This window comes from Streptomyces sp. NPDC006208 (assembly GCF_040613775.1).
Classification (GTDB): Bacteria; Actinomycetota; Actinomycetes; order Streptomycetales; family Streptomycetaceae; genus Streptomyces.
The window spans coordinates 64404-84681 of sequence record NZ_JBEXSW010000017.1 but is presented as its reverse complement, the minus strand read 5'-3'; the positions used below and the strand labels follow the sequence as shown (position 1 = coordinate 84681).

Sequence of the window (20278 nt, the reverse complement as noted above, 5' to 3'; positions counted from 1 at the left end):
AACAAGCTATGCGGTCAGCTCCTGGCGCAGCGCCTCGCGCAGCCTGGCGGCCCGCTCCGCCACCTCCGCGGGCCCCAGCTCGACCGCCTTGGTGCACCAGCCCTGCCCCTCGGCCAGCTCCCCCCTGCGCGCCGCGAGCAGCGCGAGGCGCAGCGCTGCCCTGCCGTGACCGGCACGGGCGGCGCGGGCCCACCACAGGGCGGCCTCGCGCTCACTGCCCTCGCGGGCGAGCAGCAGTCCGAGATTGAAGGCGCCGTTACGGCTGCCGGCCTCGGCGGCCTCCCGGTACCAGCGGGCGGCCTCCGTCATGTCACCGCGGGCGGCGGCGAGCATCCCGACGCGCACCTGGGCACGGCGGTGGCCCTGCTCGGCGGCGCGCTCGTACCACTCCTCGCACTCGCTCTTCTCCACCGTCGACTCGCCGAGCGCCGGTGGTCCGGGCGGCGGCTGACGGGCGTCGAGCACAGTGGCGAGGCGGAACGCCGCCTCGGCGCTGCCGCCGCCCGCCGCACACCGCAGATGACGCTCGGCACCCTGCTCGTCACCGTCCCTGAGCAGGGCGATGCCGACCTGGAGCGCGGCCTCGGTGTGACCGGCGGCCGCCGCCCGCCGGTACCACGACAGGGCGGTGCGGTCGTCGTCGCGGCCGACGTGGAGGATGCCCAGGTTGAAGGCGGCGTCGACACTGCCGGCCTCGGCGGCCTTGGAGAACCAGGGCTCGGCCCCGGTCGCGTCCCCGGCCTGCAGGAGCAGTACGGCGAGCGCGTTGGCAGCCTCGCGGTGCCCGGCGTAGGCCGCTCGGCGGTACCACTGCTCGGCCTGAGCCGTGCGGTCCTGGGCGGCACACAGCAACCCGAGGTTGTAGGCGCCGTTCACGTCTCCCGCGTCCATGGCGGCGCGGTACCAGCGCTCGGCGGTCTGCTGCTCACCGCGTGCGGCGTGCAGCGCGCCGAGCGCGTTGGCGGCATTGCCGTCACCGTCCTGGGCAGCGCGCAGCCACCACACGGCGGCGCTCTCCTCGTCACCCGCGTCGCGCAGCAGGAAACCGAGCGCACAGGCGGCCCGGGCCTCGCCGTCCTTGGCGGCGGTGAGATACCAGCGCCCGGCCTCCTTCAGTTCGCCGCGCTTCTCGAGGATGGCCCCGAGGTACAGGGCCGCACGGCGGTGGCCACGGGCGGCGGCCTGCCGGTACCACTGCTCGGCCTCGTCGAGCAGGGACAGCTCTGCGCCCGCGGTCTCACCGGCCTGCTCCTGCGGCGGCGTACCGGAGTCACGCTCGCCCGCACCGTCCCCGTGAACGGACGCGCCGCCGGCCTCTGCACCGCGACGGGCCTGCGGGGCGGAAGCGTCCGGGCCGGTACCGTCCCGCCCGGCCCGTCGCGCGGAAGCGTCCGGGCCCGTGTCGTCGCGGCGGGCCTCGCGCCCGGCGTCCGCCCGCCCGCCCGCACCCGATCGCGCCGCCCTGCCCGCACGGGCCTGGTCGCCGCCGTCCTGACGCGGCACAGCGGCACCTGGCCGGGCCGCGCCGACAGAACGGTCCTGCCGCACGGCGCCCACGCGCCGGGCCGCGCCCGTTCCACCCGCGCCCGGCTCGACGGCATCCGCGCCGCCACGGGGCCGGTGTGCAGCGCCCGGCGGCCCGCTGGAGCCGTCGGTTCGGTCCGCTGCCCGCCCGGGCCGGTGGGCGCTCTCGCCGCCCGCCTGGCGTGCGCGGTCGGCGGGGCCGCTCAGGTCCAGGCGATCTGCGCCCTCCCCGCTCCGGGCCTGGGCCGCCGCCCGGCGTTCCAGTGTGCGGGCGAGACGGTACTCGGCCTCGCGATGGCCCTGCTCGGCGGCGGTACGCAGCCAGCGCTCCGCGCCGGAGTCGCTGCGGTGCTCCAGAAGGTCGGCGAGGGCGTACGCCCCCAGCGCATGGCCCTGCTCGGCCGACTGGCGCAGCCAGTACTCGGCCCCGGGCTCGTCGCCGCGCTCGCGGAAATGCCGTCCCAGGGCGTGCGCCGCGGCGGCGGAACCGGCGACGGCGGCGATGCGCCACCATCCGGCCGCCTCGTCGGCGTATCCGCGCTGATGGAGGAGGACACCCAGGTTGTTCGCAGCGGCACGGTCTCCGTCGGCGGTGGCACCGCGCAGATAGGGCTCGGCGCCGTCAAGGTCTCCGCGGCGCAGCAGCAGCGCACCGAGCACGCTCATCGACGCCGTGTCGCCGTGGTCGGCTGCGCGCCGGTGCCGCGCCTCGGCGCCGGCGGTCTCCACCGCATCGGTGCCCGCCGCGCCGGCCCCTTCCAACGCGCTGTCAACGTTGTCGATGCGTCCGGCCGCACTGCTCGCGTCCGGCGCATCCTCCGTATGCGGCCGCACAAACCGCCCTGTTTCCAACAGTGTTGCCCTGTCCCCCATAGATTCCATCGTCGCACCACCTGCAACCCGCGTACACCTGGTATACCGCGACCAGTGAGGTCACTTCAGCGTTTTGTCGACATGCCCACAGAACGACAAGTCAAACACGTCGGCTCTCAACACGCGTCATCCGGCACGCACTTCACCCCACAAGCCACACGGAAGTGACCCCTACGACATCGGACCGTACGAAAAGGTCAACGAAAGACAGCACGAAGAGGGCCCGGATCCTGATGGATCCGGGCCCTCTTCTTCGAGTAGCGGGGACAGGATTTGAACCTGCGACCTCTGGGTTATGAGCCCAGCGAGCTACCGAGCTGCTCCACCCCGCGTCGTTGTGATGCAACCGTACCACGACGCGGGGTGGCCCCTGTTCAGTCCCCTTCCGCCGGTGGCTTGGAGTCGGACGCGGCCGTCTGGGCTTCGGCCGCGCGCTGCAGTGCCGCCTCCAGGTCCGCCTGTGCCTTGCCGTACGCGACCCAGTCCACCGGCTGCTTGTTCAGCGCCGCCTTGGCCGCGTCGTACGCCTCCTGGGCGTCCGCGATGGCTGCCTTGAGCGCAGCGTCCCCCGTCGCCGGCGGGGGCTTGGTGGTGCCGTCGCCCGGTGGCGTGGTCGGCGGCGTCGGTTCCGCGCCTTCCGCGCCGAAGACCTGGCTGAGAGCGTCGCTCAGGCTGTCACCGAAGCCGATCTTCTCGCCGTAGACGACCGCCACCTTGCTCAGCAGCGGGTACTCCGAGCCGCGGCCCTGGGCGTAGATCGGTTCGACGTACAGGAATCCCTTGTCCAGCGGAACCGTCAGCAGATTGCCGTACTTGATGGTCGAGTCGGCGCCCTTGAGGTCACGGACGAAGTTGGCCACCGGCCGGTACTGGTTGAGCCTGTTCTGGACCTGCTCGGGGCCGTCCACCTTGTCGTCGGTCACCCGCATCAGCTGGATCTTGCCGTACTCGGCGCTGTTCGCATCGGCGTCGACCGCCATGAAGGCACGGAGGTTGGGCCGTCCACTGGGGGTGAACGTCGTCGTCAGCGAGAACTGCTGCGCGCTCTGGCCCGGCAGCTTCATCGACAGGTAGTACGGCGGAACCGCCTGGTTGTCCGTCTGCCGGGTCGGGTCGTGCGGCACCTGCCAGGCGTCACTCGCGTTGTAGAACTGGTCGGGCTCGGTGACGTGGTACAGGCTGAGCAGCTCGCGCTGCACCTTGAACATGTCCTGCGGGTAGCGCAGATGGGACTTCAGTTCGGCCGGGATCTCGCTCTTGGCCTTGACCGTGCCCGGGAACGCCTTCTTCCAGGTCTTCAGGACCGGGTCCTTGTCGTCCCACTCGTACAGGGTGACGGTGCCGTCGTAGGCATCGACCGTGGCCTTCACCGAGTTACGGATGTAGTTGACCTGGTTCTGCTGGGCGACCACGGCACGCTGCCGGTCGGTCAGCGAGTCGGCGGTGGTGGATCCCAGCGTCGTACGCGAGGCGTACGGATAGCCGTTCGTCGTCGTGTAGGCGTCGACGACCCACTGGATGCGCTTGCCCACCACGGCCGGGTACGCGTCACCGTCGATGGTCAGCCACGGGGCGACCGCCTCGACGCGCTCCTTGGGCGTGCGGTTGTAGAGGATCTTCGAACCCTCGCCGATGGCACCCGAGTACAGGATCTGCGGCTCGCTGAGTGCGACCGCGTACGCGGCGCGGTTGAGGGGGCCGGAGAGGTCGATGCCGCCCTTGCCCTTGTAGCTCGTGGTGACCTGACCGCCGCCGTCCTCCTCGTAGTCGAGCTCCTTCTGGGGCCCGCCGACGATCGAGTACTGGGAGGTCTTCTCGCCGTAATAGATCCGCTGTTCGTAGTCCCCGAGACTGCCCTTGGACGGCAGTCCCGACTCCGTGAAGTCGGGGGCGCCGGAGGTGCCCGCTGCGGTGCCGGTGCCCTTGGCCGCGACCGCGCCGAAGCCGTGGGTGTACGTGAAGTGGTCGTTGATCCAGTTGCGCTTGTCGACCCCGGCGAGATTCAGCTCACGCAGACCGATGACGGTGTCCTGGCCCTTGTAGCGGTCGACGTCGAGAGTCTGCGGGAACTGGTAGTACTTCCGCTCCTGCTCCAGCTGCTGGAAGGTGGGCGAGACGATGTTGGGGTCGTTTATCCGGTAGCTGGCGGCCGAGGCTGCGTCCTTGCGCTGCTGCTCGCTCGCCTTGAGCTCGCCCGTGCCCGAGTAGTCGGTGGGCCTGACGGAGTCGATGCCGTACGCCTTGCGGGTCGCCTCGATGTTCTTCCGGATGTACTCGGCTTCCTTGGCCTGCTCGTTCGGCTGGACCTGGAACTTCTGCACGATCGCCGGGTAGAGGCCGCCGATCAGGATGGCCGAGAGCACCATCAGGCCGAAGCCGATCACCGGCAGCTGCCAGGTGCGGCGCCACAGCGTCGCGAAGAACAGCACCGCGCAGATGATCGCGATGCAGAAGAGGATCGTCTTCGCCGGCAGGTACGCGTTCGCGTCCACGTACCGCAGACCCGTCCAGTTGCTGGTCGCCTTGAAGTCACTGGACTTCACCGCGAGCCCGTACCGGTCGAGCCAGTAGGCAACGGCCTTGAGCGAGACGAAGACGCCCAGCAGCACCGACAGGTGGCCGGTGGCCGCGGCGGTCGCACGGGCGCCGGGGCTCGTGATACGCAGCCCGCCGTACAGATAGTGGGTCAGCGCGGCGGCGATCAGCGACAGCACGGCGGCCGCGAAGCCGAAGCCGAGCAGGAACCGGTACCAGGGCAGGTCGAAGGCGAAGAACGACACGTCCATCTGGAACTGCGGGTCCTTCTGTCCGAAGGACACACCGTTGACCCACATCAGCCAGGTCCGCCACTGGCTGGTGGCGGAGGCGCCGGCGATCAGCCCCACCAGCGCCGTGATCGCGAGAAGCACCCACTTCTTGTAAGGGGCGACGCCCATGCGATAGCGGTCGAGGCTCTGCTGCTCCAGCGACATCGCGCTGAGCGGCGGGCGCAGCCGGTGGGCCAGCCAGATGTTCACCCCTACCGCAGCGGCCATCAGCAGACCGAAGACGGCGAAGAGGCCGATCTTGGTCCACAGAGTGGTGGTGAAGACGGAGGAGTAGTTGACGGAGCGGTACCAGAGCCAGTCGGTCCAGAACCCGGAGAACATGACGAACACCATGGCCAGCGCGGCCAGGACGCCCAGCGTCATGAGCAGGGTGCGGACACGCCGGGAAGGCCGGCCTACTCTCATCCGTGGCCCGGTCGGGCCTCCGCCGCGGTCCGGCATCTGGAAAGCCAACGTGCGCACCTCGAACTTCGCTGTCGTGTGAATCGGGCCCCGCGATCGTAGAGCCCACTCATCCAACTTGCTGAGGCTTTACCTAGTTCCCGTCCCGGGCCCGGAAGGAGGCAGGATATTGCCCATGTCCAACGTTTCTTCCTCCGGCCCCCCGATGGCCGCGAGCCCACTCACCCGCGCCGTGCTCGAGATCGACGAGTACGCCTCCGGGCTCGGCTGGGACCAGCCCGCACGGCTCTTCGCGCTCGTCGACACCGCCAAACTGCGCACCCAGGAGCCGGGGCTCGCCGCCCAGCTCGGTCTTGACGGGGGTGACGCGGCCGCGCCGCTCACCCCGGTCGAGCAGGACGAGATCCCGGCCGGCACCGCGCTGGACGAGTTTCTCGGCACGATCGCCTGGCCCGACGCGGTGGCCGGCTGTGCGCTGACGGTCGAGCGGCTGATGCTGCCGCCGTCCGCGGAGAGCTCGGTTCCCGACGGCCTCGACGAGGCGGCGCTGGCCAAATGGGTCGCCCGTCATCCGGACCGGCAGGAGGTCCGGATGACTGTGGCCGTGCTGCGGGACGGTGCGCGTGAGTCGGCGCTGCGGCTGCGGGAGAAAGACTCCCCGAACGAGGTCCTCACCGGGGCCGATCTGGTTCCGGGCCTGGCGGAGGCTCTGACGGCGACGTTCGAGGCGTAGCTCAGCGGCGCGGGGCGCAGCTTCCGGACCGATACCGGGAGCGGCGCCTCGTGCCGTGCCACGCTGCGGCTGTGCTGTGCTGTGCTGTGCTGTCAGCTTGCGGAACAGGCGGGCAGGCCGGAGACGTCGCCCGCGCGGATCTTCGCCAGGGACGTGGCGGCGTCGCCGATGGTGTCGACCTTCACCAGCTTCAAGCCGTCCGGCACGTCCGATGCGGCCGCCGCGCAGTTGTCCTTCGGCGTCAGGAAATACTCCGCGCCGGCGTTGCGCGCGCCCACCAGCTTCATGCGGATGCCGCCGATCGGACCGACCTTGCCCTTCTCGTCGATCGTGCCGGTGCCGGCCACGAACTTGCCGCCCGTCATCCGGTCCGGGGTGAGCTTGTCGACAATGCCGAGGGCGAACATCAGACCCGCGCTGGGGCCACCGACATCGGCCAGGTTGATGTCGATGCCGAACGGGAAGGTGTGGTCGGTCCCGGCCTGGATACCGACGATCGCCCGGCTCTTCCCGCCGTCCGCCTTCACCGTGGTGATCGTGACCTTCTCCGTGCCCTCGGGCTCCTTGCCCGCCTTCTCCGCTGCCGCCGCGTCGTCCGCGGGGACGACCGTGAAGACGACGTTCTCGCCGGGCTTGTGCTTCACGACGAGCTTCGCGACGTCCTCCGGCGCCTTGACGGCCGTGCCGTCCACGGCGCGGATGACATCGCCCGCGTGCAGCTTGTTCTCCGCAGGCGTGTCCTTGACGACGGAGGCGACGACGACCCGCGACTGCACGGGGATCTTCAGCTGCCGCAGGGCCGCGACCTTGGCGCTCTCCTGGGACTGGCTGAATTCCTCGGCGTTCTCCTGGGTCGACTGCTCTTCGGTCTTGCCGTTCGGGTAGAGCGTGTCGTGCGGGACCACCACGTTGTCGTGTGCCAGCCAGCCGTAGACCGCTTCGACCAGGTTCATCCGGTAGTCCGCCCCGGTGACCCGGACGGTCGTCATGTTGAGGTTCCCGGAGGTGGGATAGGTCTTACGGCCGGAGATCTTGAGCACCGGCTCACCGCCCGCGGCTCCCAGGGTGTTCACCGTCGGCCCGGGCGACATCTCCGAGTACGGCACGGGGAAGAAAACCCCTGCGCAGAGCAGCGCGATGAAGATGAGGGTGGAGGCGAGCATCGTCGCAGTGCGGCGTGGCATGGAACGACAGTACGGGACGGGCCTGTAAGCGCACCGTCGGGGCCGGTCCGTACGGGGGCTGCGGAAGGCGGTGACGCCGGCGTGCGGTCGGCGTCAGTGATGGAGTGCGTCGGAACCGGGGGCAGCCTTCTCCATCGCGTCACGGAAACGGGCATAACCGGCAAGCTCCGCCACGTCCCCGGCACTGCGGTTGCGCGAGGCCCAGCTCGCCCATATCGCAGCGCCTATGACGGCGAAGAGCGGAATCAGCAACCATGCCAGAACTGCCATCGCGACCTCCCTACGTTCATGAGCAACCCGCCCGAGTGATCAGCAGATTAGCCACCCGCGGATTCAACGCTCATGGCAGGGGTGTGGTTACGCAAATCGGGGCGGATGGGGCCGTCCGGGTTGCGCTCAGTACCCGCGTGTCAGCAGGCCCCCACCCACTCCTCGGTACCGTCCGAGAACTTCTGGTGCTTCCAGATCGGCACCTCGTGCTTGAGGTCGTCGATCAGCTTCCGGCAGGCCTCGAAGGCCTCCCCCCGGTGCGGACAGGACACGGCGACGACAACGGCCAGGTCACCGACCCGCAGGTCACCCACACGGTGGACAGCGGCGAGAGCCCGGACCGGGTACTCCGCGGCAACCTTCTCCGCAATACGGCGCATCTCGGTCTCGGCCGTCGGATGGCACGAATAGCCGAGGGCGTCGACATCGGCACCTCCGTCGTGGTTGCGCACGGTGCCGACGAAGAGCGCGGTGCCGCCCGCGGCGTCGTCACCGACAGCCGCGAACACCTCGTCGAGGGAGAGCGGGGTCTCGCGGATCGCCAGCAGACGGATGGGGTCCTGCGCCGCCTGCTCACCGGGATGATCGTTGGTGCGTGCCATGCAGCCATCGTGCCGCACGCCCCCGACGACGCGAAATAGCCCCATCGACCGGCCGGCGGCCTGTCGGCTTGGAGCCTTCTACAGTCCCGGCCCGCACGCCGACGGCCACGTCGCCCCGGGCGCCTACCCCGGGGCCGGACCGACCCTGAGGAACCGGTCCGGCGGGCAGGCCCTACAGTCGGCGCCGCGCCTTGCGGGCACGCCGCACCAGCGCTGCGGTGCCCAGAAGCGCGACCGTCGCGCCGGCGGCGCCCGCGGCAGTGGCGTCCTTGCGGCCCAGACGGCGGCCTGCGACCGTGTGCCGGCCCTCGACCTCCTCGAGCAGCGCGGCGAGTACCTCCTCGTTGGTCCACTGCGGCCGCCAGCCCGCGTCGTGCAGCCGGCTGACGCTGACCACCCAGGGATGCATCGTGTACGCGAGGTCTCCGGCCGGGGACGGGGTGAGTCCGATCCGGTGCAGCCTTGCCGCCGCCCCCAGGGCGACCGCCGACGGCAGCTCCATGCGGCGGATACCGCTGAGCTCCTCGATCTCCTCCTGCTCCAGCCAGCCGTCGCAGCCGACCGCGAGCTCGCCCTCGACCTTTTCCAGAGCGGCGTACTCCAGGGCGCTCACAAGGTCCTCGACATGGCAGAACTGCCAGGTGGGACGTGATCCCGCGACCACGAGCAGCCGCGGCGACTCGAAGTACCGGGTGAGAGCGGTGTCGGTGCCGCCCACCAGCACGGCGGGCCTTACCACCGTGACGTTCAGACCCGGGTGCGCACGGGGCGCGCGGCGGGCCAGGCGTTCGACCTCCAGCAGGTCGCCGACACCGGTGGCCTCCGCGGTGGCGCGCAGCTCGGCGTCCTCCGAGAGCGGGATGTCGTTGTCGGGAAGCGCCCCGTAGACCATGGCCGACGTGCACAGGACGACCCGGTGGACCCCGGCGGCAGCCGCCGCGGTCAGCACCGTCTGGGTGCCCCGCACGTTGTAGGCGGTCCGCGCGGCGGGATCGGACTCGAGGTCGAGGTCGAGCGCGAGATGCACCACCACATCAGCGCCGCGCAGCTTCTCCGCGATGGCCGGGTCCCGTACGTCGAGAATGTGCCACTGCGCCTCGGACACCTCACCCCGGCGCTCGTCGATCGCGATGACCTGCTTGACCTCCTCGGACGCGGCAAGACGCCTCGTGAGCAGGTCGCCGACGCCCGTGGCGGCACCGGTGACCGCCACGACGGGGCCACGGCCGGCGGCAGCGGCTGAGTGGTTTCGCGCTGCGCGAACCTGCGGATCTGGGGAACTCACCAGGCGTCTCCAGCGGTTGTCTTCAGTACGTAGGCGCATGACGTCTACGCACCAGGTGGCGTCCATCCTGCCGCAGGCCGCGCCTCGGCGGAGCACCGAGCCCATAAGCGTCCCGGATGTCTACGCTGAGAGTGTTGTCAGGCAGTCGCCGCCGGCAGGACGCCGGTGGCCCTACGAGCCGAGGAAACCCGTGAGTGACACCCCATTCGGATTCGGCCTTCCGCCGGAGGAGCCGGAGCACGGCGACGAGGGCAAGAAGAAGAATCCCGCCGGAGGTGGCCAGGGCTCCGGTGGGTCCCCGGCCGATCCGTTCGGTTTCGGTTTCGGGGACAGCGGCGGGGACAACCCCTTCGCGGCCATGTTCGGCTCCCTGAACCCGAACGACCTGGGCGCGGCCTTCCAGCAGCTCGGCCAGATGCTGAGCTATGAGGGCGGCCCGGTCAACTGGGACATGGCCAAGCAGATCGCGCGCCAGACGGTCTCCCAGGGCACGCCGGACGGCACCAAGGACGTGAGCGTCGGTCCGGTCGACCGGACCGCGGTCGAGGAGGCCGTGCGGCTGGCCGATCTGTGGCTGGACGGAGCGACCTCGCTCCCGTCGGGCGCGAGCACGGCCGTGGCATGGAGCCGCGCGGAGTGGGTCGAGGCGACCCTCCCGGCGTGGCAGCAGCTCGTGGACCCGGTGGCCGAGCGTGTCGGCCTCGCCATGGGTGATGTGCTGCCCGAGGAGATGCAGGCCATGGCGGGTCCGCTGATCGGGATGATGCGCTCCATGGGCGGAGCGATGTTCGGTCAGCAGATCGGACAGGCGGTCGGTGTGCTCGCGGGCGAGGTGGTCGGTTCGACCGACATCGGCCTGCCGCTGGGCCCGGCCGGCAAGGCCGCTCTCCTTCCGCTGAACATCGAAGCGCTCGGCAAGGACCTCGGGGTGCCGAAGGAGGAGGTGCGGCTCTATCTCGCCCTGCGCGAGGCCGCCCACCAGCGGCTCTTCGCCCATGTGCCGTGGCTGCGATCGCATCTGTTCGGTGCGGTCGAGGGCTATGCGCGCGGGATCAAGGTCGACACGACCAAGCTGGAGGATGTGGTCGGCCAGTTCGACCCGACGCACCCCGAGCAGCTGCAGGAGGCGCTGCAGCAGGGCATGTTCCAACCGGAGGACACCCCGGAGCAGAAGGCCGCGCTGGCCCGGCTGGAGACCGCGCTGGCCCTCGTCGAAGGCTGGGTGGACGCCGTGGTGCACGAGGCGGCGTCGAGCCGTCTGACGTCCGCCGCGGCGCTGCGCGAGACGCTGCGCAGGCGCCGGGCATCGGGCGGCCCCGCCGAGCAGACGTTCGCGACTCTGATCGGTCTGCAGCTGCGTCCGCGCAGGCTGCGGGACGCCTCTCGGCTGTGGGCCTCGCTCACCGACGCCCGCGGGATGGACGGGCGTGACGCTCTGTGGGAGCACCCGGACATGCTGCCCACGGCCACGGATCTGGACGATCCGGACGGCTTCGTCCACCGCGAGCAGCTCGACTTCTCCGAGCTGGACAAGATGCTCGGTGAGGCCGCTTCCAAGGGCGACGAGGACGGCAAGGGCGGCAAGGGCACCGCGGAAGAGCGCGGCACCGGCGACAAGGGCGACAACGAGAAGTGAGCCTGCATGACGACGCCCTGCTCGTACTGAAGGGCTACGAGCACCAGGAAGAGCTGCGGCAGGTGTATCTGGACCACCTGGCCGCGCACCCCGACGCCATGTGGAAGGCCTGCCGGGCCGGGCATCTCACGGCCAGCGCCCTGGTGATCGACCCGGACCGGGGGCGGGTGCTGCTGACCCTGCACCGGAAGCTCGGCATGTGGCTGCAGATGGGCGGCCACTGCGAGCCGGGGGACGAGACGCTCGCGCTGGCCGCGCTGCGCGAGGCCACGGAGGAGTCCGGTATCAGCGGTCTGACGCTGTTGCCGGGTGGTCCGGTGGCCTTGGACCGGCACCCGATTCCCGCGCCCTGCACGTGGCATCTCGATGTGCAGTACGCGGCGGTGGCGCCGGCCGGAGCCGTCGCCGAGATCAGCGAGGAGTCACTGGACCTGCGCTGGTTCGCGTACGACGAGGTGCCGGACGTGGCCGATGCGTCGGTCGTGAGGCTGCTTGAGCGCACGCGCGCGGCGCTGTGAGACATGAACGAGTAAGGGGCGACCGCTTCAGCGGCCGCCCCTTCTCATGAGGTTCGGCTAGTTCCAGGCGTTGTTCTGGTTCTGGGAGTGCGAACCGTGCTGGCCCACGCCGTACTGCGCACGCAGCCCCTGTCCGAGGTCCGCGTTCTGCGGCGGCATGACCTCGCTGGGCTGCACGAGCGCGAAGCCCTGACCGAGGAAGCTGAGCTCCCAGCCCTCACCGGTGTTGCCGCGTCGGCGGCGCACGCCAGTCGAGTGGGTCTGGGACTGCATCTGCACCCGCAGTGCGGACGACCAGGCGACGATCGCGTCGGCGTCCACGCTGACGTACTTGTCCGGTGTCACCTGCATCATCAGCGGCTGGCCGGAGGTCATCAGCGCGACCTTGCCCCGGCCGGAGATGTTGAGCTGGTACTTGCCGGATCCGGAGATGCCGTACTGGCTGTCCACCGCGATGACTTCGGTGTGCAGCGCGGAGTCGAGCGCGAGGACATAGGCGCTGTCGACCGTCATGCCCTCCTGGTCCACGTCCACGACATGGACGTACTGCGCGAGGTTGGCGAAGTAGACGGTGCCCTGTCCCGAGCAGCGCATCAGGTCCAGGCCCTCACCGGTGTTGGCGCGGGCCCGTCGCTGGCTGCTGGTCTGGTACTCGCCGTCGAAGTCGACCAGCCCCTGATACGCCACCATGGCGCCCTTGCGGGCGAGGATGTCGTCGTGGCCGGTGAGCGAGACCCGCAGCAACTGCGGGTTCTGCACGACGTAGCGGTCCTGGGACTGCTGCTCCGTGTTGCTGAAAAGCGAACTCTGCATGGTGTGTTCCCGCTCCCCCTCAGCCCCGGATCCGCAGGCGGTCGGTGCTGTCCTCGCTCGGCTGTACGACGACGATGCCCTGGCCCGAGAAGGCCATCTGGTAGGCCTCTCCACTGCCCCGCCCGATCAGGGACGAGGCCTTGAAGCTGCGCTTTCCCTTCACCTTGAGGTTCGGGGACCAGGCGACGAGGGCGTCCGGGTCGACGTACGTCTCGTCCTCGCCGCGGCCGCAGTCCACGACGATCGGCGTGCCGCGGGAGGTCAGGGCAACCCATCCTGTGCCCGCGATCTCCACGTTCCACAGGCCCTGTCCGGCGAACTTGGCCAGGCCCTTGACCTTTTCGACGCCCCACTGGAGGTGGGCGTCGAAGGCCAGCAGATTGGTTCCGTTGACCGAGAGGGAGTCGTTGTTGAGATTGATGACGACGACGTCCGCACCGTAGTCGGCGAGGTAGAGCAGGCCGTCACCGGAGCACTTCATGATGGGCGCGCCTTCGCCGGTCACCCACTGGGCGGCGACCTGGCGGACGGCGGGCGGGTTGGGCTCGTACTGGACGAATCCCTCGTAGGCCACCATAGAGCCGGCACGCGCGTACAGGTCCTGGCCGGTGGCCATGGCGACCTTGAGCATGGTGCGGCCGTGGTTCTCCATCCGGGCCGCGATCGGGGTCGGGGCGAAGCCCGCGAGTTGCTGGTTCATGTCGGGCTCCCTCAGACCTCGTACGGCTGGACGACGATGAAGTTGCCGGGCGCGCCCCGGAACTGGAGGTTCACGGTCTCCCCGCTGTGGCCCGGGTAGGCATTGCGCCGCAGCCGGACCTGGCTGGAGAGGATGACCTGGGACGCCGCCGACCAGGCCACGACCGCGTTGCAGTCGGCGAACGTGGTGGGCGTGACCGGCAGGACCACGGGGATGCCGTGGGTCTTGACGACGATCGTGCCCGTGCCCTGGAACATCATCGTGAACAGGGCGCCGCCGGGGATGCCGTGGCCCTCGATGCGACGGACCTCGTGCTGCAGCGACTCGTCGAAGGCGAGGACGTTCTCGGCAGAGACACAGATGCCGTCGCCCTGCAGCTCGATGGAGTGCAGATGCGCGCCGTCCTCCGCGAGGAACACCTGGCCACGGCCGGTGCAGCGCATCAGCTGCATCTCCTGGCCGGTGGCATTGCCGACGATACGGCCCGCGAAACCGGCGCTCTTGTAGCTGAAATCGACCTTGCCCTGGTACATGACCATGCTGCCCTGACGGGCGAGGACGGGGGTACCGCCCATGGTCAGGTCGACCCGCATCAACTGCTGGTTCTGCGGTGTCCAGCGCTGGCCCGTCGGGGTCTCGCGGTACGGCTGGAGCGCGGCCTGCAGACCGGCACCTGCCTGCGGGACTCCCTGGGGAACGCCCTGCGGCATGCCGCCCGGGGGCATGCCGGGGGGCTGCTGACCGTACGGCGCGGGGGCCTGCTGGCCGTACGGCGACGGCATGCCCGGCGGGACCTGCCCGGGCACCTGTCCCGGAACCTGGCCGAACTGCGGCTGTTGCGGCGGCTGCCCGTACGGGGAAGGCGCCGGCGGCGGCACGGTGCCCGGCGGCAGCGGCGCGGCGACGGTCGGAGCGGCGTGCATCTGCGGGTTCGGCTGCGCGGGCGCCGGGCCCGGGGCGCCGAAGGCGGGCGCGGGCTGCGCTGCCTGGGGCGACTGCGGGGCGGGGGCCGGTGCGCCGAACGCCGGGGCGGGCGCGGCGGCCTGCGGCGGCGCGAACGAGGGTGCCGCGGCCTGCGGTTGCTGCGCGCCCGGCTGCTCCTCGGCGACCTCGCCGCCGAAGTTCTTCAGCAGTGCGTCGAGTCCGCCGTCGAAGCCCTGGCCGACCGCCGCGAACCGCCAGACGTCCTTGAGATAGAAGTCGCCCAGCATCACCGCACGCTCGGTGGAGAACTCCGAGCCGGTGAAGGCGTACCGGACGACCTCTTCGCCACCGGCGACGATCCGGATGTATCCCGGGCCGACCTGCGACATCTGTCCCGCGCCGTCGATCGTCGCGGTGAAGGAGAGCTTGTGGATGTTCGCCGGGATGCGATCCAGTGTGACGCGGAACGACTCGGTGTCACCGGACTGTGCGCCCAGAAGCTGAATCGACTCCTCCGGCGACTTCGGCTGATTGAAGAAGATGAAGTACCGGTCGTCCGAGAGCTGCTCGTTCGCATCGAGTCCGAAGCAGCTGATGTCGAAGGTCAGCCCAGGAGCGGCGATCTGCACACCTACGTACAGATCCGTCCCCGGCGTGAGATCACTGATCTTGGCCTTGTGGCCGCGTTGAAATTCCCTGGCCATGCGTTACGACCGTCCCCCATCCCGAATTTGAATGCGTCGCGCCAGGCTAACGGCTGAGGCCGACATTGAGCCAAGCCGGTACACATTCGGTACAGGACCGTGGACCGTCACTCTCCGCGTGCTGCAGGCAGGTGCGGGAGACGGCCGGCGGAGACGACGCCTTCCAGGTAGCCCCGGGCCCTCTCGGTACGGGGGTAGGCCTCCAGCAGCCGCCAGAAGCGCGGGCCGTGGCCGGGTACCAGCAGATGGGCGAGTTCATGGACGAGCACGTAGTCGACGACGTACTCCGGCATGCCCTGCAGACGGTGCGAGAGGCGGATGCTGCCTTCCGCCGGGGTGCAGGAGCCCCAGCGGGTGTTCTGGTTCGTCACCCAGCGCACGGACGTCGGCCGGGCCCGCCCGTCGAAATACTGGGCGGACAACCGCTCCGCCCGCTCTGTCAGTTCGGCGTCGCCGATGACCCGCTTGCTCTCCTGGGCAGCCAGCTTGTCCAGCATCACGCTGACCCAGCGGCGCTCCTCCGCCTCCGACATCCGGGCGGGAATCAGCACGATGGTGCGGTCGCCCTCGCGGTAGGCGGAGACGGTCCGGCTGCGCCGGGCGCTCCTGCGGACCTCGACCGCACTCGTCCCCGATCCGCGTGGCGGGTGGCGTGTCGCGCTGCGCTGCTGACTCCCTGGGCCGTGCGGCGGAGTCTCCCCAGCGAGGCGAGGGGAAGGGTCGACGGGCACGCCCCGACGTTACCCGCTGTCAGGGCCGGAAGTCCCGCCTCGGGAACGGTTCGAACGTGATCCGCTCCATGGCTCCACCATTTGAACGACTAATACCCCACGCCTGTGGACAACTTTTCACACCCGTCGAAGCCGCCGGGCATTCTGACTCAGGTTGAGCGAAGTGCCGGGCGGCGTACCGGTCTCGCGGGTCCGACGTTCCGATATCGACGGGGGAAGCGGATATGCATCCGATGATGAAGCCTGCCCTGCGGCGAGCATGGCGAGATCGTCAATCAGTGCAGTTCGGGGTCACGCCCGCGCACGCGGTGACGGTGGGTCCGGTGGACACGGCCACCGGCTCCCTGATCGAGTTGCTGGACGGCACCCGTGGCCTTCCCCTCCTGCGTGAGCAGGCGCGGACGATAGGGCTGCCGGATGGCCAAGTCGACGCACTGGTGGCGCGATTGGCGACAGCGGGCCTGGTCGACGACGCGACGGCCGGGGGGCCTGCCGCCGATGCCTTACGCACCCGGGCCGGCGCGCTCGAACGGCTTCGGCCCGATCTGGCGTCACTGTCCGTGATCCATCCCGAGCCGGGCGGCGGGATGGGACGGCTTGTCGCCCGGCGGGCGATACGGGTTCAGGTGCGTGGCGCGGGTCGTGTCGGTGCCACGGTCGCGGCGACGTTGTCGGCGGCGGGGGTGGGCCGGGTCGAGGTACTGGACGGCGGATGTGCGGAGCCTGGTGACGTCGCTCCGGGCGGGCTGCCCGGGGAAGCCGTCGGTGAACGGCGGGCGGTGGCTGCCCGGCAGCTCGTGCGGCGCACCGCACCCGACCGCCCTCCGCGCGCCGCCGAGGCGGGCACGGGCGAGCCGGGTCTGTCGCTGATCGTCGTCGCGCCACGGGACGGGCTGTCCGCGTATGCGCCGGATCCGGCGGGCGCTGAGGACTGGATCGCGACCGGGACTCCGCATCTGTATGCGGGGGTTGTCGAGGCGACCGGTGTGGTCGGCCCGCTGGTGCTGCCCGGCTGCTCCGCCTGTGCCGAATGTCTGGAACGGGGCAGGGCGGAACGGGACCCGGGGCGGGCCAGGCTGCTGGCCCAGTGGCGCTCGGGACGGCGCAGGGCGGCGCCGCCGGCCTGCGATGTCGCCCTGGCCACCACCGTGGCGGGCCTGGCGTCGGCGCATGCGCTGTCGTTTCTGGACGGTGAGCTGCCGGCGAGCGTGGGAGCCCGGTGCGAGGTGTCGCTTCCGTTGCTGCGCTGGCGGTCCGAGTCCGTACCGCCCCATCTCGACTGTCCCTGCAGCGCGGAGAGGAAAAGTGAGAGGGGGCGCACCCTGGGGTTCGGTCCGACACACGAGACAATGGCCGGGCCATCGCCGTCAACGGTGTAACGCCACAGGGCACATGCGGCACGGCTGTCTGGGATTTGGAGGGGCGTATGTCTGATCTTCCCCGGAAGGCGGTCACCCGGACCGCCAAGCTGGCCGCACTGCCACTGGGTTTCGCCGGGCGCGCGACATGGGGCCTGGGCAAGCGGATCGGCGGCAAGTCCGCGGAGATCGTCGCGCGGGAGCTGCAACAGCGCACGGCGGAGCAGCTGTTCCGTGTACTGGGTGAGCTCAAGGGCGGCGCGATGAAGTTCGGACAGGCCCTGTCCGTCTTCGAGTCGGCACTCCCCGAGGAGGTCGCCGGTCCCTATCGCGCGGCGCTCACCAAGTTGCAGGAAGCCGCACCCCCGATGCCCACCCGCACGGTCCATGCCGTGCTCGACGAGCGGCTCGGCGACGGGTGGCGTGAGCTGTTCCTCAATTTCGAGGACAAGCCGTCGGCCGCCGCGTCCATCGGCCAGGTGCACAGGGCGGTGTGGCACGACGGACGCGAGGTCGCGGTGAAGGTGCAGTACCCGGGTGCGGGGGAGGCACTGCTGTCGGACCTGACCCAGCTGAGCCGGTTCGCACGGCTGCTGGGGCCGTTGATTCCCGGGATGGACATCAAGCCGTTGATCGCGGAGCTCCGTGACCGGGTGTCCGAGGAGCTGGACTACGGACTGGAGGCGCAGGCCCAGCGGGAGCACGCTGCGGAGTTCGCGGACGATCCCGATGTGGTGGTTCCGGGTGTGGTGCACCAGTGCGACCAGGTGCTGGTGACGGAGTGGATCGACGGCATACCGCTGGCGGAGGTGATCGCCGGGGGCACGGCCGAACAGCGGGACCGGGCAGGCCAGTTGCTCGCCCGGTTCCTCTTCTCCGGCCCGGCTCGCACAGGGCTGTTGCACGCCGATCCGCATCCCGGGAACTTCCGGCTCCTTCCCGGCGAGCACGGCGAGGGCTGGCGGCTGGGAGTACTGGACTTCGGCACGGTGGACCGGCTGCCCGGCGGGCTGCCGACGACCATCGGCGCATGCCTGCGGATGACGCTGGAGGGCGAGGCCGAGGCAGTCTACGAACTGCTGTGCGAGGCGGGTTTCGTGAAAGAGTCCATCGACCTCGACCCGGAGGCGGTGCTCGGCTATCTGCTGCCGATCATCGAACCGGCGGAGGTGGAGGAGTTCACCTTCACCCGTCGATGGATGCGCCATCAGGCTGCACGGATCGCCGACATCCGCTCCCCCGCCTATCAGTTGGGCAAGCAGCTGAACCTGCCGCCCGCGTATCTGCTGATACACCGGGTGACGCTGAGCACGATCGGGGTGCTGTGCCAGATGAACGCCACCGTGCGGCTTCGGGACGAACTGGACGCGTGGCTGCCCGGATTCCTGCCCCCGCACGAGTCGGCCCGGCCAGGGACGGAAGATGCGGACGCGGGCGCTGCGGAAGCCGGGAGCGCGGCCGTCGAAGCCTAGGGACCCTTTTCGGTACCAGTCCCTGGGACCTGGCGGGCGGCGCTACCACCAGTCCGAGTCCAGGCGTCCCTCGATCGCCCGGAGGTTGGCGCGGGCGCAGTCCTCGCAGTAGTGGTGGCGAACGCCGTTCTCCATGGAGAAGGTCCAGGTGGGCGGGGTCCACTCGGCGACGGCGCCGCAGCGGGAACACACGATGGTCTCGGCACCCGGCTGTGCAGGGCGCGGAGTCTTCTGCTCGTCCACCTCGTGACGATACCTCCGCATCGGACCGGGCGCAGGTGCAACGCACCGCCGACCCAACGCACTGCGGGGGCCGGTCCGTTAAGGACCGGCCCCCGCGGGGTCACCCATGCCGTCAGTGCATGACGGCCATGGCAAGGGCGCGACGGGCGCGCAGGGACACGCGCTCGGCGCGGCGCTGCATCCGCCGGGCGGCGACCAGGCGCTGGGCCTGGCGTTCCGCGTTGGCTTCACGCAAGCGCTCGCTCATATGCGCGCGAGCCAGGGCTTCTGGGATGAGTTGCATTTCGCGGGTCCTGTTCTGACGCGAGGTGTTCGCGCCGATGGTGGTGAAGGCTGGGGCGGCGGAGCCGTTGGGCTCGCTCGTGGAAGAGGTCATCGGGGCCTGCTTCTGGGGATCGTGCGTGACGGGTCGGTCGATGGTTCCGATGGCGGTCATGCCGCGACCGGGTTCTTGCGCGGGCGGCCACGCGGCCGCTTGCGGGCGACGACCACGCCCTGGACGAACAGCTCTCCGCCCCAGACGCCCCAAGGCTCACGCCGCTCCTTCGCGCCGGCGAGGCAGGCTTCCATCAGCGGGCAGGTGCGGCACAGGGACTTGGCGTACTCGACATCGGCCGGCGACTCGGCGAAGAAGACCTCCGGGTCGTAGGAGCGGCAGGGGACGGGTACGCCGAGGTTCTCGATGGCGTCGTCGAGCGCGGTGAGCGCGGTGAGGGGAGTCAAGGTGGAGTCCTCGGTGCAGGCGGGCGGGGAGAGAGTCTCGGAAGGCGGTACGGACGGGGCGTGCGCTTCGAGTTGCACGGTGTGTTGTTCCTCGTCTGGTCGTGCCGGCTGGTGGCCGGTTGCGGGTCCCCCGACGGTGCCGGGGGGCTGGTACCGGGTGGTGCGTATCCCGAGGCCCCTTCGCTCTGTGATCCCTGGTGGGGAAAACAGAAGGGCCGCGGATCCCGGGTGGGGTTCCGCGGCCCTGAAGGCGCCGGCCTGATGCTGGATCAGGCTGGATCACTCCAGGGTTCGAGCCCGCGGAAGGCCCACTTCGTGTGGTGCATCGTCGTCTGCTGGGTTTCGGCACTGGCCGCCGCAAAGGCATAGGCCTGAGCCTCTGCCGCTGCTACTCCTGCTTCCAGTGCCTTGGCCGGTCGCTCATTGCGCTCCAGGAGGGAGAGGCCGCCCAGGCCGGACACGGGAAGCACGGCGGAGATGCCGGACATACCGGTGCCCTGGAACGCAGCGGAGAAGCCGAGCGAGCAGGCGGAGACGACGGAGCGATCGGTCATTTTGGCGGTGCGGACGAAGCTGGTCTTGATGCTGATCACTGGAATCGCCTCCTCTCGGCGTCTCGGGGACCGGCCGGGGCCGGTCTCGCTATTCGGATAAGTACAGCACGAGGACAGCGCTTCGAAGAAGCCCTGTTCTCGTGGTTAAGAACCTATGGGGCGGGCTGGGGCCCGCGCAAACTATTTTTTCGACGAGTTTGT

The 20278-nt window shown here is 70.1% G+C and carries 19 protein-coding genes and 1 tRNA gene; 5 read left to right on the top strand and 15 right to left on the bottom strand.

Going from position 1 to position 20278, the window contains the following annotated elements; all coding sequences use genetic code 11:
• Window positions 1–6: 6 nt before the first annotated feature.
• The 3 genes from ABZ208_RS16240 to ABZ208_RS16230 all read right to left on the bottom strand — a co-directional run bounded on the left by ABZ208_RS16240 (window position 7) and on the right by ABZ208_RS16230 (window position 5666).
• A complete protein-coding gene (locus ABZ208_RS16240) occupies window positions 7–2406 on the bottom strand; it encodes a sel1 repeat family protein (protein ID WP_356910127.1) in 2400 nt (799 codons plus the stop codon).
• A gap of 249 nt (window positions 2407–2655) precedes the next feature.
• Window positions 2656–2729: transfer RNA gene (locus ABZ208_RS16235), tRNA-Met, on the bottom strand.
• A gap of 42 nt (window positions 2730–2771) precedes the next feature.
• Window positions 2772–5666, bottom strand: a complete 2895-nt coding sequence (locus tag ABZ208_RS16230) for a UPF0182 family protein (protein ID WP_356910185.1) — start codon at window positions 5664–5666, stop codon at window positions 2772–2774.
• A gap of 136 nt (window positions 5667–5802) precedes the next feature.
• On the opposite strand from ABZ208_RS16230, the gene ABZ208_RS16225 reads away from it, so the two are divergent.
• Window positions 5803–6360 carry a PPA1309 family protein gene (locus tag ABZ208_RS16225; protein WP_356910126.1) on the top strand — a complete coding sequence of 186 codons (558 nt, stop codon included), beginning with the start codon at window positions 5803–5805 and terminating at the stop codon, window positions 6358–6360.
• Between the two features lie 92 nt (window positions 6361–6452).
• Here the strand turns inward: ABZ208_RS16225 and ABZ208_RS16220 are convergent, their stop codons facing one another.
• The 4 genes from ABZ208_RS16220 to ABZ208_RS16205 all read right to left on the bottom strand — a co-directional run bounded on the left by ABZ208_RS16220 (window position 6453) and on the right by ABZ208_RS16205 (window position 9701).
• Window positions 6453–7544, bottom strand: a complete 1092-nt coding sequence (locus ABZ208_RS16220; RefSeq protein ID WP_356910125.1) for a PDZ domain-containing protein — start codon at window positions 7542–7544, stop codon at window positions 6453–6455.
• A 93-nt stretch (window positions 7545–7637) separates the two neighbouring features.
• Window positions 7638–7814 (bottom strand): hypothetical protein, encoded by a 177-nt coding sequence (locus tag ABZ208_RS16215; RefSeq protein WP_328396727.1) that lies wholly within the window; start codon window positions 7812–7814, stop codon window positions 7638–7640.
• Between the two features lie 140 nt (window positions 7815–7954).
• A complete protein-coding gene (locus tag ABZ208_RS16210; RefSeq protein ID WP_356910124.1) occupies window positions 7955–8416 on the bottom strand; it encodes a molybdenum cofactor biosynthesis protein MoaE in 462 nt (153 codons plus the stop codon).
• Window positions 8417–8588: 172 nt separating this feature from the next.
• Window positions 8589–9701 (bottom strand): SDR family oxidoreductase, encoded by a 1113-nt coding sequence (locus tag ABZ208_RS16205; protein ID WP_356910123.1) that lies wholly within the window; start codon window positions 9699–9701, stop codon window positions 8589–8591.
• 190 nt (window positions 9702–9891) lie between these two features.
• Here ABZ208_RS16205 and ABZ208_RS16200 point away from each other — a divergent pair, with 190 nt between their 5' ends.
• Window positions 9892–11337 (top strand): zinc-dependent metalloprotease, encoded by a 1446-nt coding sequence (locus ABZ208_RS16200; protein WP_356910122.1) that lies wholly within the window; start codon window positions 9892–9894, stop codon window positions 11335–11337.
• Entirely contained in the window at window positions 11334–11855 is a 522-nt protein-coding gene (locus ABZ208_RS16195) for an NUDIX hydrolase (RefSeq protein WP_356910121.1), read from the top strand. The genes ABZ208_RS16200 and ABZ208_RS16195 overlap by 4 nt, the downstream gene beginning before the upstream one ends.
• 57 nt (window positions 11856–11912) lie before the next feature.
• On the opposite strand, the gene ABZ208_RS16190 is transcribed toward ABZ208_RS16195, so the two are convergent.
• The 4 genes from ABZ208_RS16190 to ABZ208_RS16175 all read right to left on the bottom strand — a co-directional run bounded on the left by ABZ208_RS16190 (window position 11913) and on the right by ABZ208_RS16175 (window position 15727).
• On the bottom strand, window positions 11913–12668 hold the full coding sequence (locus tag ABZ208_RS16190) for an AIM24 family protein (RefSeq protein WP_356910120.1): 756 nt from the start codon (window positions 12666–12668) through the stop codon (window positions 11913–11915).
• A 19-nt stretch (window positions 12669–12687) separates the two neighbouring features.
• Entirely contained in the window at window positions 12688–13368 is a 681-nt protein-coding gene (locus tag ABZ208_RS16185) for an AIM24 family protein (RefSeq protein ID WP_356910119.1), read from the bottom strand.
• 11 nt (window positions 13369–13379) lie between these two features.
• Window positions 13380–14996 (bottom strand): TerD family protein, encoded by a 1617-nt coding sequence (locus ABZ208_RS16180; RefSeq protein ID WP_356910118.1) that lies wholly within the window; start codon window positions 14994–14996, stop codon window positions 13380–13382.
• Between the two features lie 107 nt (window positions 14997–15103).
• The gene (locus ABZ208_RS16175) at window positions 15104–15727 is read right to left on the bottom strand and encodes a M48 family metallopeptidase (protein ID WP_356910117.1); all 624 of its coding nucleotides are present in this window, start codon (window positions 15725–15727) and stop codon (window positions 15104–15106) included.
• A 224-nt stretch (window positions 15728–15951) separates the two neighbouring features.
• On the opposite strand from ABZ208_RS16175, the gene ABZ208_RS16170 reads away from it, so the two are divergent.
• Both ABZ208_RS16170 and ABZ208_RS16165 read left to right on the top strand, forming a co-directional pair.
• Complete coding sequence (locus ABZ208_RS16170) at window positions 15952–17106, top strand: ThiF family adenylyltransferase (RefSeq protein ID WP_356910116.1); 1155 nt, start codon at window positions 15952–15954, stop codon at window positions 17104–17106.
• A 47-nt stretch (window positions 17107–17153) separates the two neighbouring features.
• Window positions 17154–18557, top strand: a complete 1404-nt coding sequence (locus ABZ208_RS16165; protein WP_356910115.1) for an AarF/ABC1/UbiB kinase family protein — start codon at window positions 17154–17156, stop codon at window positions 18555–18557.
• 42 nt (window positions 18558–18599) lie between these two features.
• Here the strand turns inward: ABZ208_RS16165 and ABZ208_RS16160 are convergent, their stop codons facing one another.
• The 4 genes from ABZ208_RS16160 to ABZ208_RS16145 form a co-directional block, all read right to left on the bottom strand.
• Window positions 18600–18800 (bottom strand): hypothetical protein, encoded by a 201-nt coding sequence (locus ABZ208_RS16160; RefSeq protein ID WP_356910114.1) that lies wholly within the window; start codon window positions 18798–18800, stop codon window positions 18600–18602.
• Between the two features lie 112 nt (window positions 18801–18912).
• Window positions 18913–19236, bottom strand: a complete 324-nt coding sequence (locus tag ABZ208_RS16155) for a hypothetical protein (protein ID WP_356910113.1) — start codon at window positions 19234–19236, stop codon at window positions 18913–18915.
• Window positions 19233–19601 carry a WhiB family transcriptional regulator gene (locus ABZ208_RS16150; protein ID WP_328396753.1) on the bottom strand — a complete coding sequence of 123 codons (369 nt, stop codon included), beginning with the start codon at window positions 19599–19601 and terminating at the stop codon, window positions 19233–19235. The genes ABZ208_RS16155 and ABZ208_RS16150 overlap by 4 nt, the downstream gene beginning before the upstream one ends.
• A gap of 191 nt (window positions 19602–19792) precedes the next feature.
• Complete coding sequence (locus ABZ208_RS16145; protein WP_356910112.1) at window positions 19793–20116, bottom strand: hypothetical protein; 324 nt, start codon at window positions 20114–20116, stop codon at window positions 19793–19795.
• Window positions 20117–20278: the final 162 nt, after the last annotated feature.

Coding starts and splice junctions, on each gene's coding strand:
- ABZ208_RS16240 (WP_356910127.1), bottom strand. CDS start 2,406: ATGGAATCTATGGGGGACAGGGCAACACTGTTGGAAACAGGGCGGTTT.
- ABZ208_RS16230 (WP_356910185.1), bottom strand. CDS start 5,666: ATGCCGGACCGCGGCGGAGGCCCGACCGGGCCACGGATGAGAGTAGGC.
- ABZ208_RS16225 (WP_356910126.1), top strand. CDS start 5,803: ATGTCCAACGTTTCTTCCTCCGGCCCCCCGATGGCCGCGAGCCCACTC.
- ABZ208_RS16220 (WP_356910125.1), bottom strand. CDS start 7,544: ATGCCACGCCGCACTGCGACGATGCTCGCCTCCACCCTCATCTTCATC.
- ABZ208_RS16215 (WP_328396727.1), bottom strand. CDS start 7,814: ATGGCAGTTCTGGCATGGTTGCTGATTCCGCTCTTCGCCGTCATAGGC.
- ABZ208_RS16210 (WP_356910124.1), bottom strand. CDS start 8,416: ATGGCACGCACCAACGATCATCCCGGTGAGCAGGCGGCGCAGGACCCC.
- ABZ208_RS16190 (WP_356910120.1), bottom strand. CDS start 12,668: ATGCAGAGTTCGCTTTTCAGCAACACGGAGCAGCAGTCCCAGGACCGC.
- ABZ208_RS16185 (WP_356910119.1), bottom strand. CDS start 13,368: ATGAACCAGCAACTCGCGGGCTTCGCCCCGACCCCGATCGCGGCCCGG.
- ABZ208_RS16180 (WP_356910118.1), bottom strand. CDS start 14,996: ATGGCCAGGGAATTTCAACGCGGCCACAAGGCCAAGATCAGTGATCTC.
- ABZ208_RS16170 (WP_356910116.1), top strand. CDS start 15,952: ATGCATCCGATGATGAAGCCTGCCCTGCGGCGAGCATGGCGAGATCGT.
- ABZ208_RS16165 (WP_356910115.1), top strand. CDS start 17,154: ATGTCTGATCTTCCCCGGAAGGCGGTCACCCGGACCGCCAAGCTGGCC.
- ABZ208_RS16155 (WP_356910113.1), bottom strand. CDS start 19,236: ATGACCGCCATCGGAACCATCGACCGACCCGTCACGCACGATCCCCAG.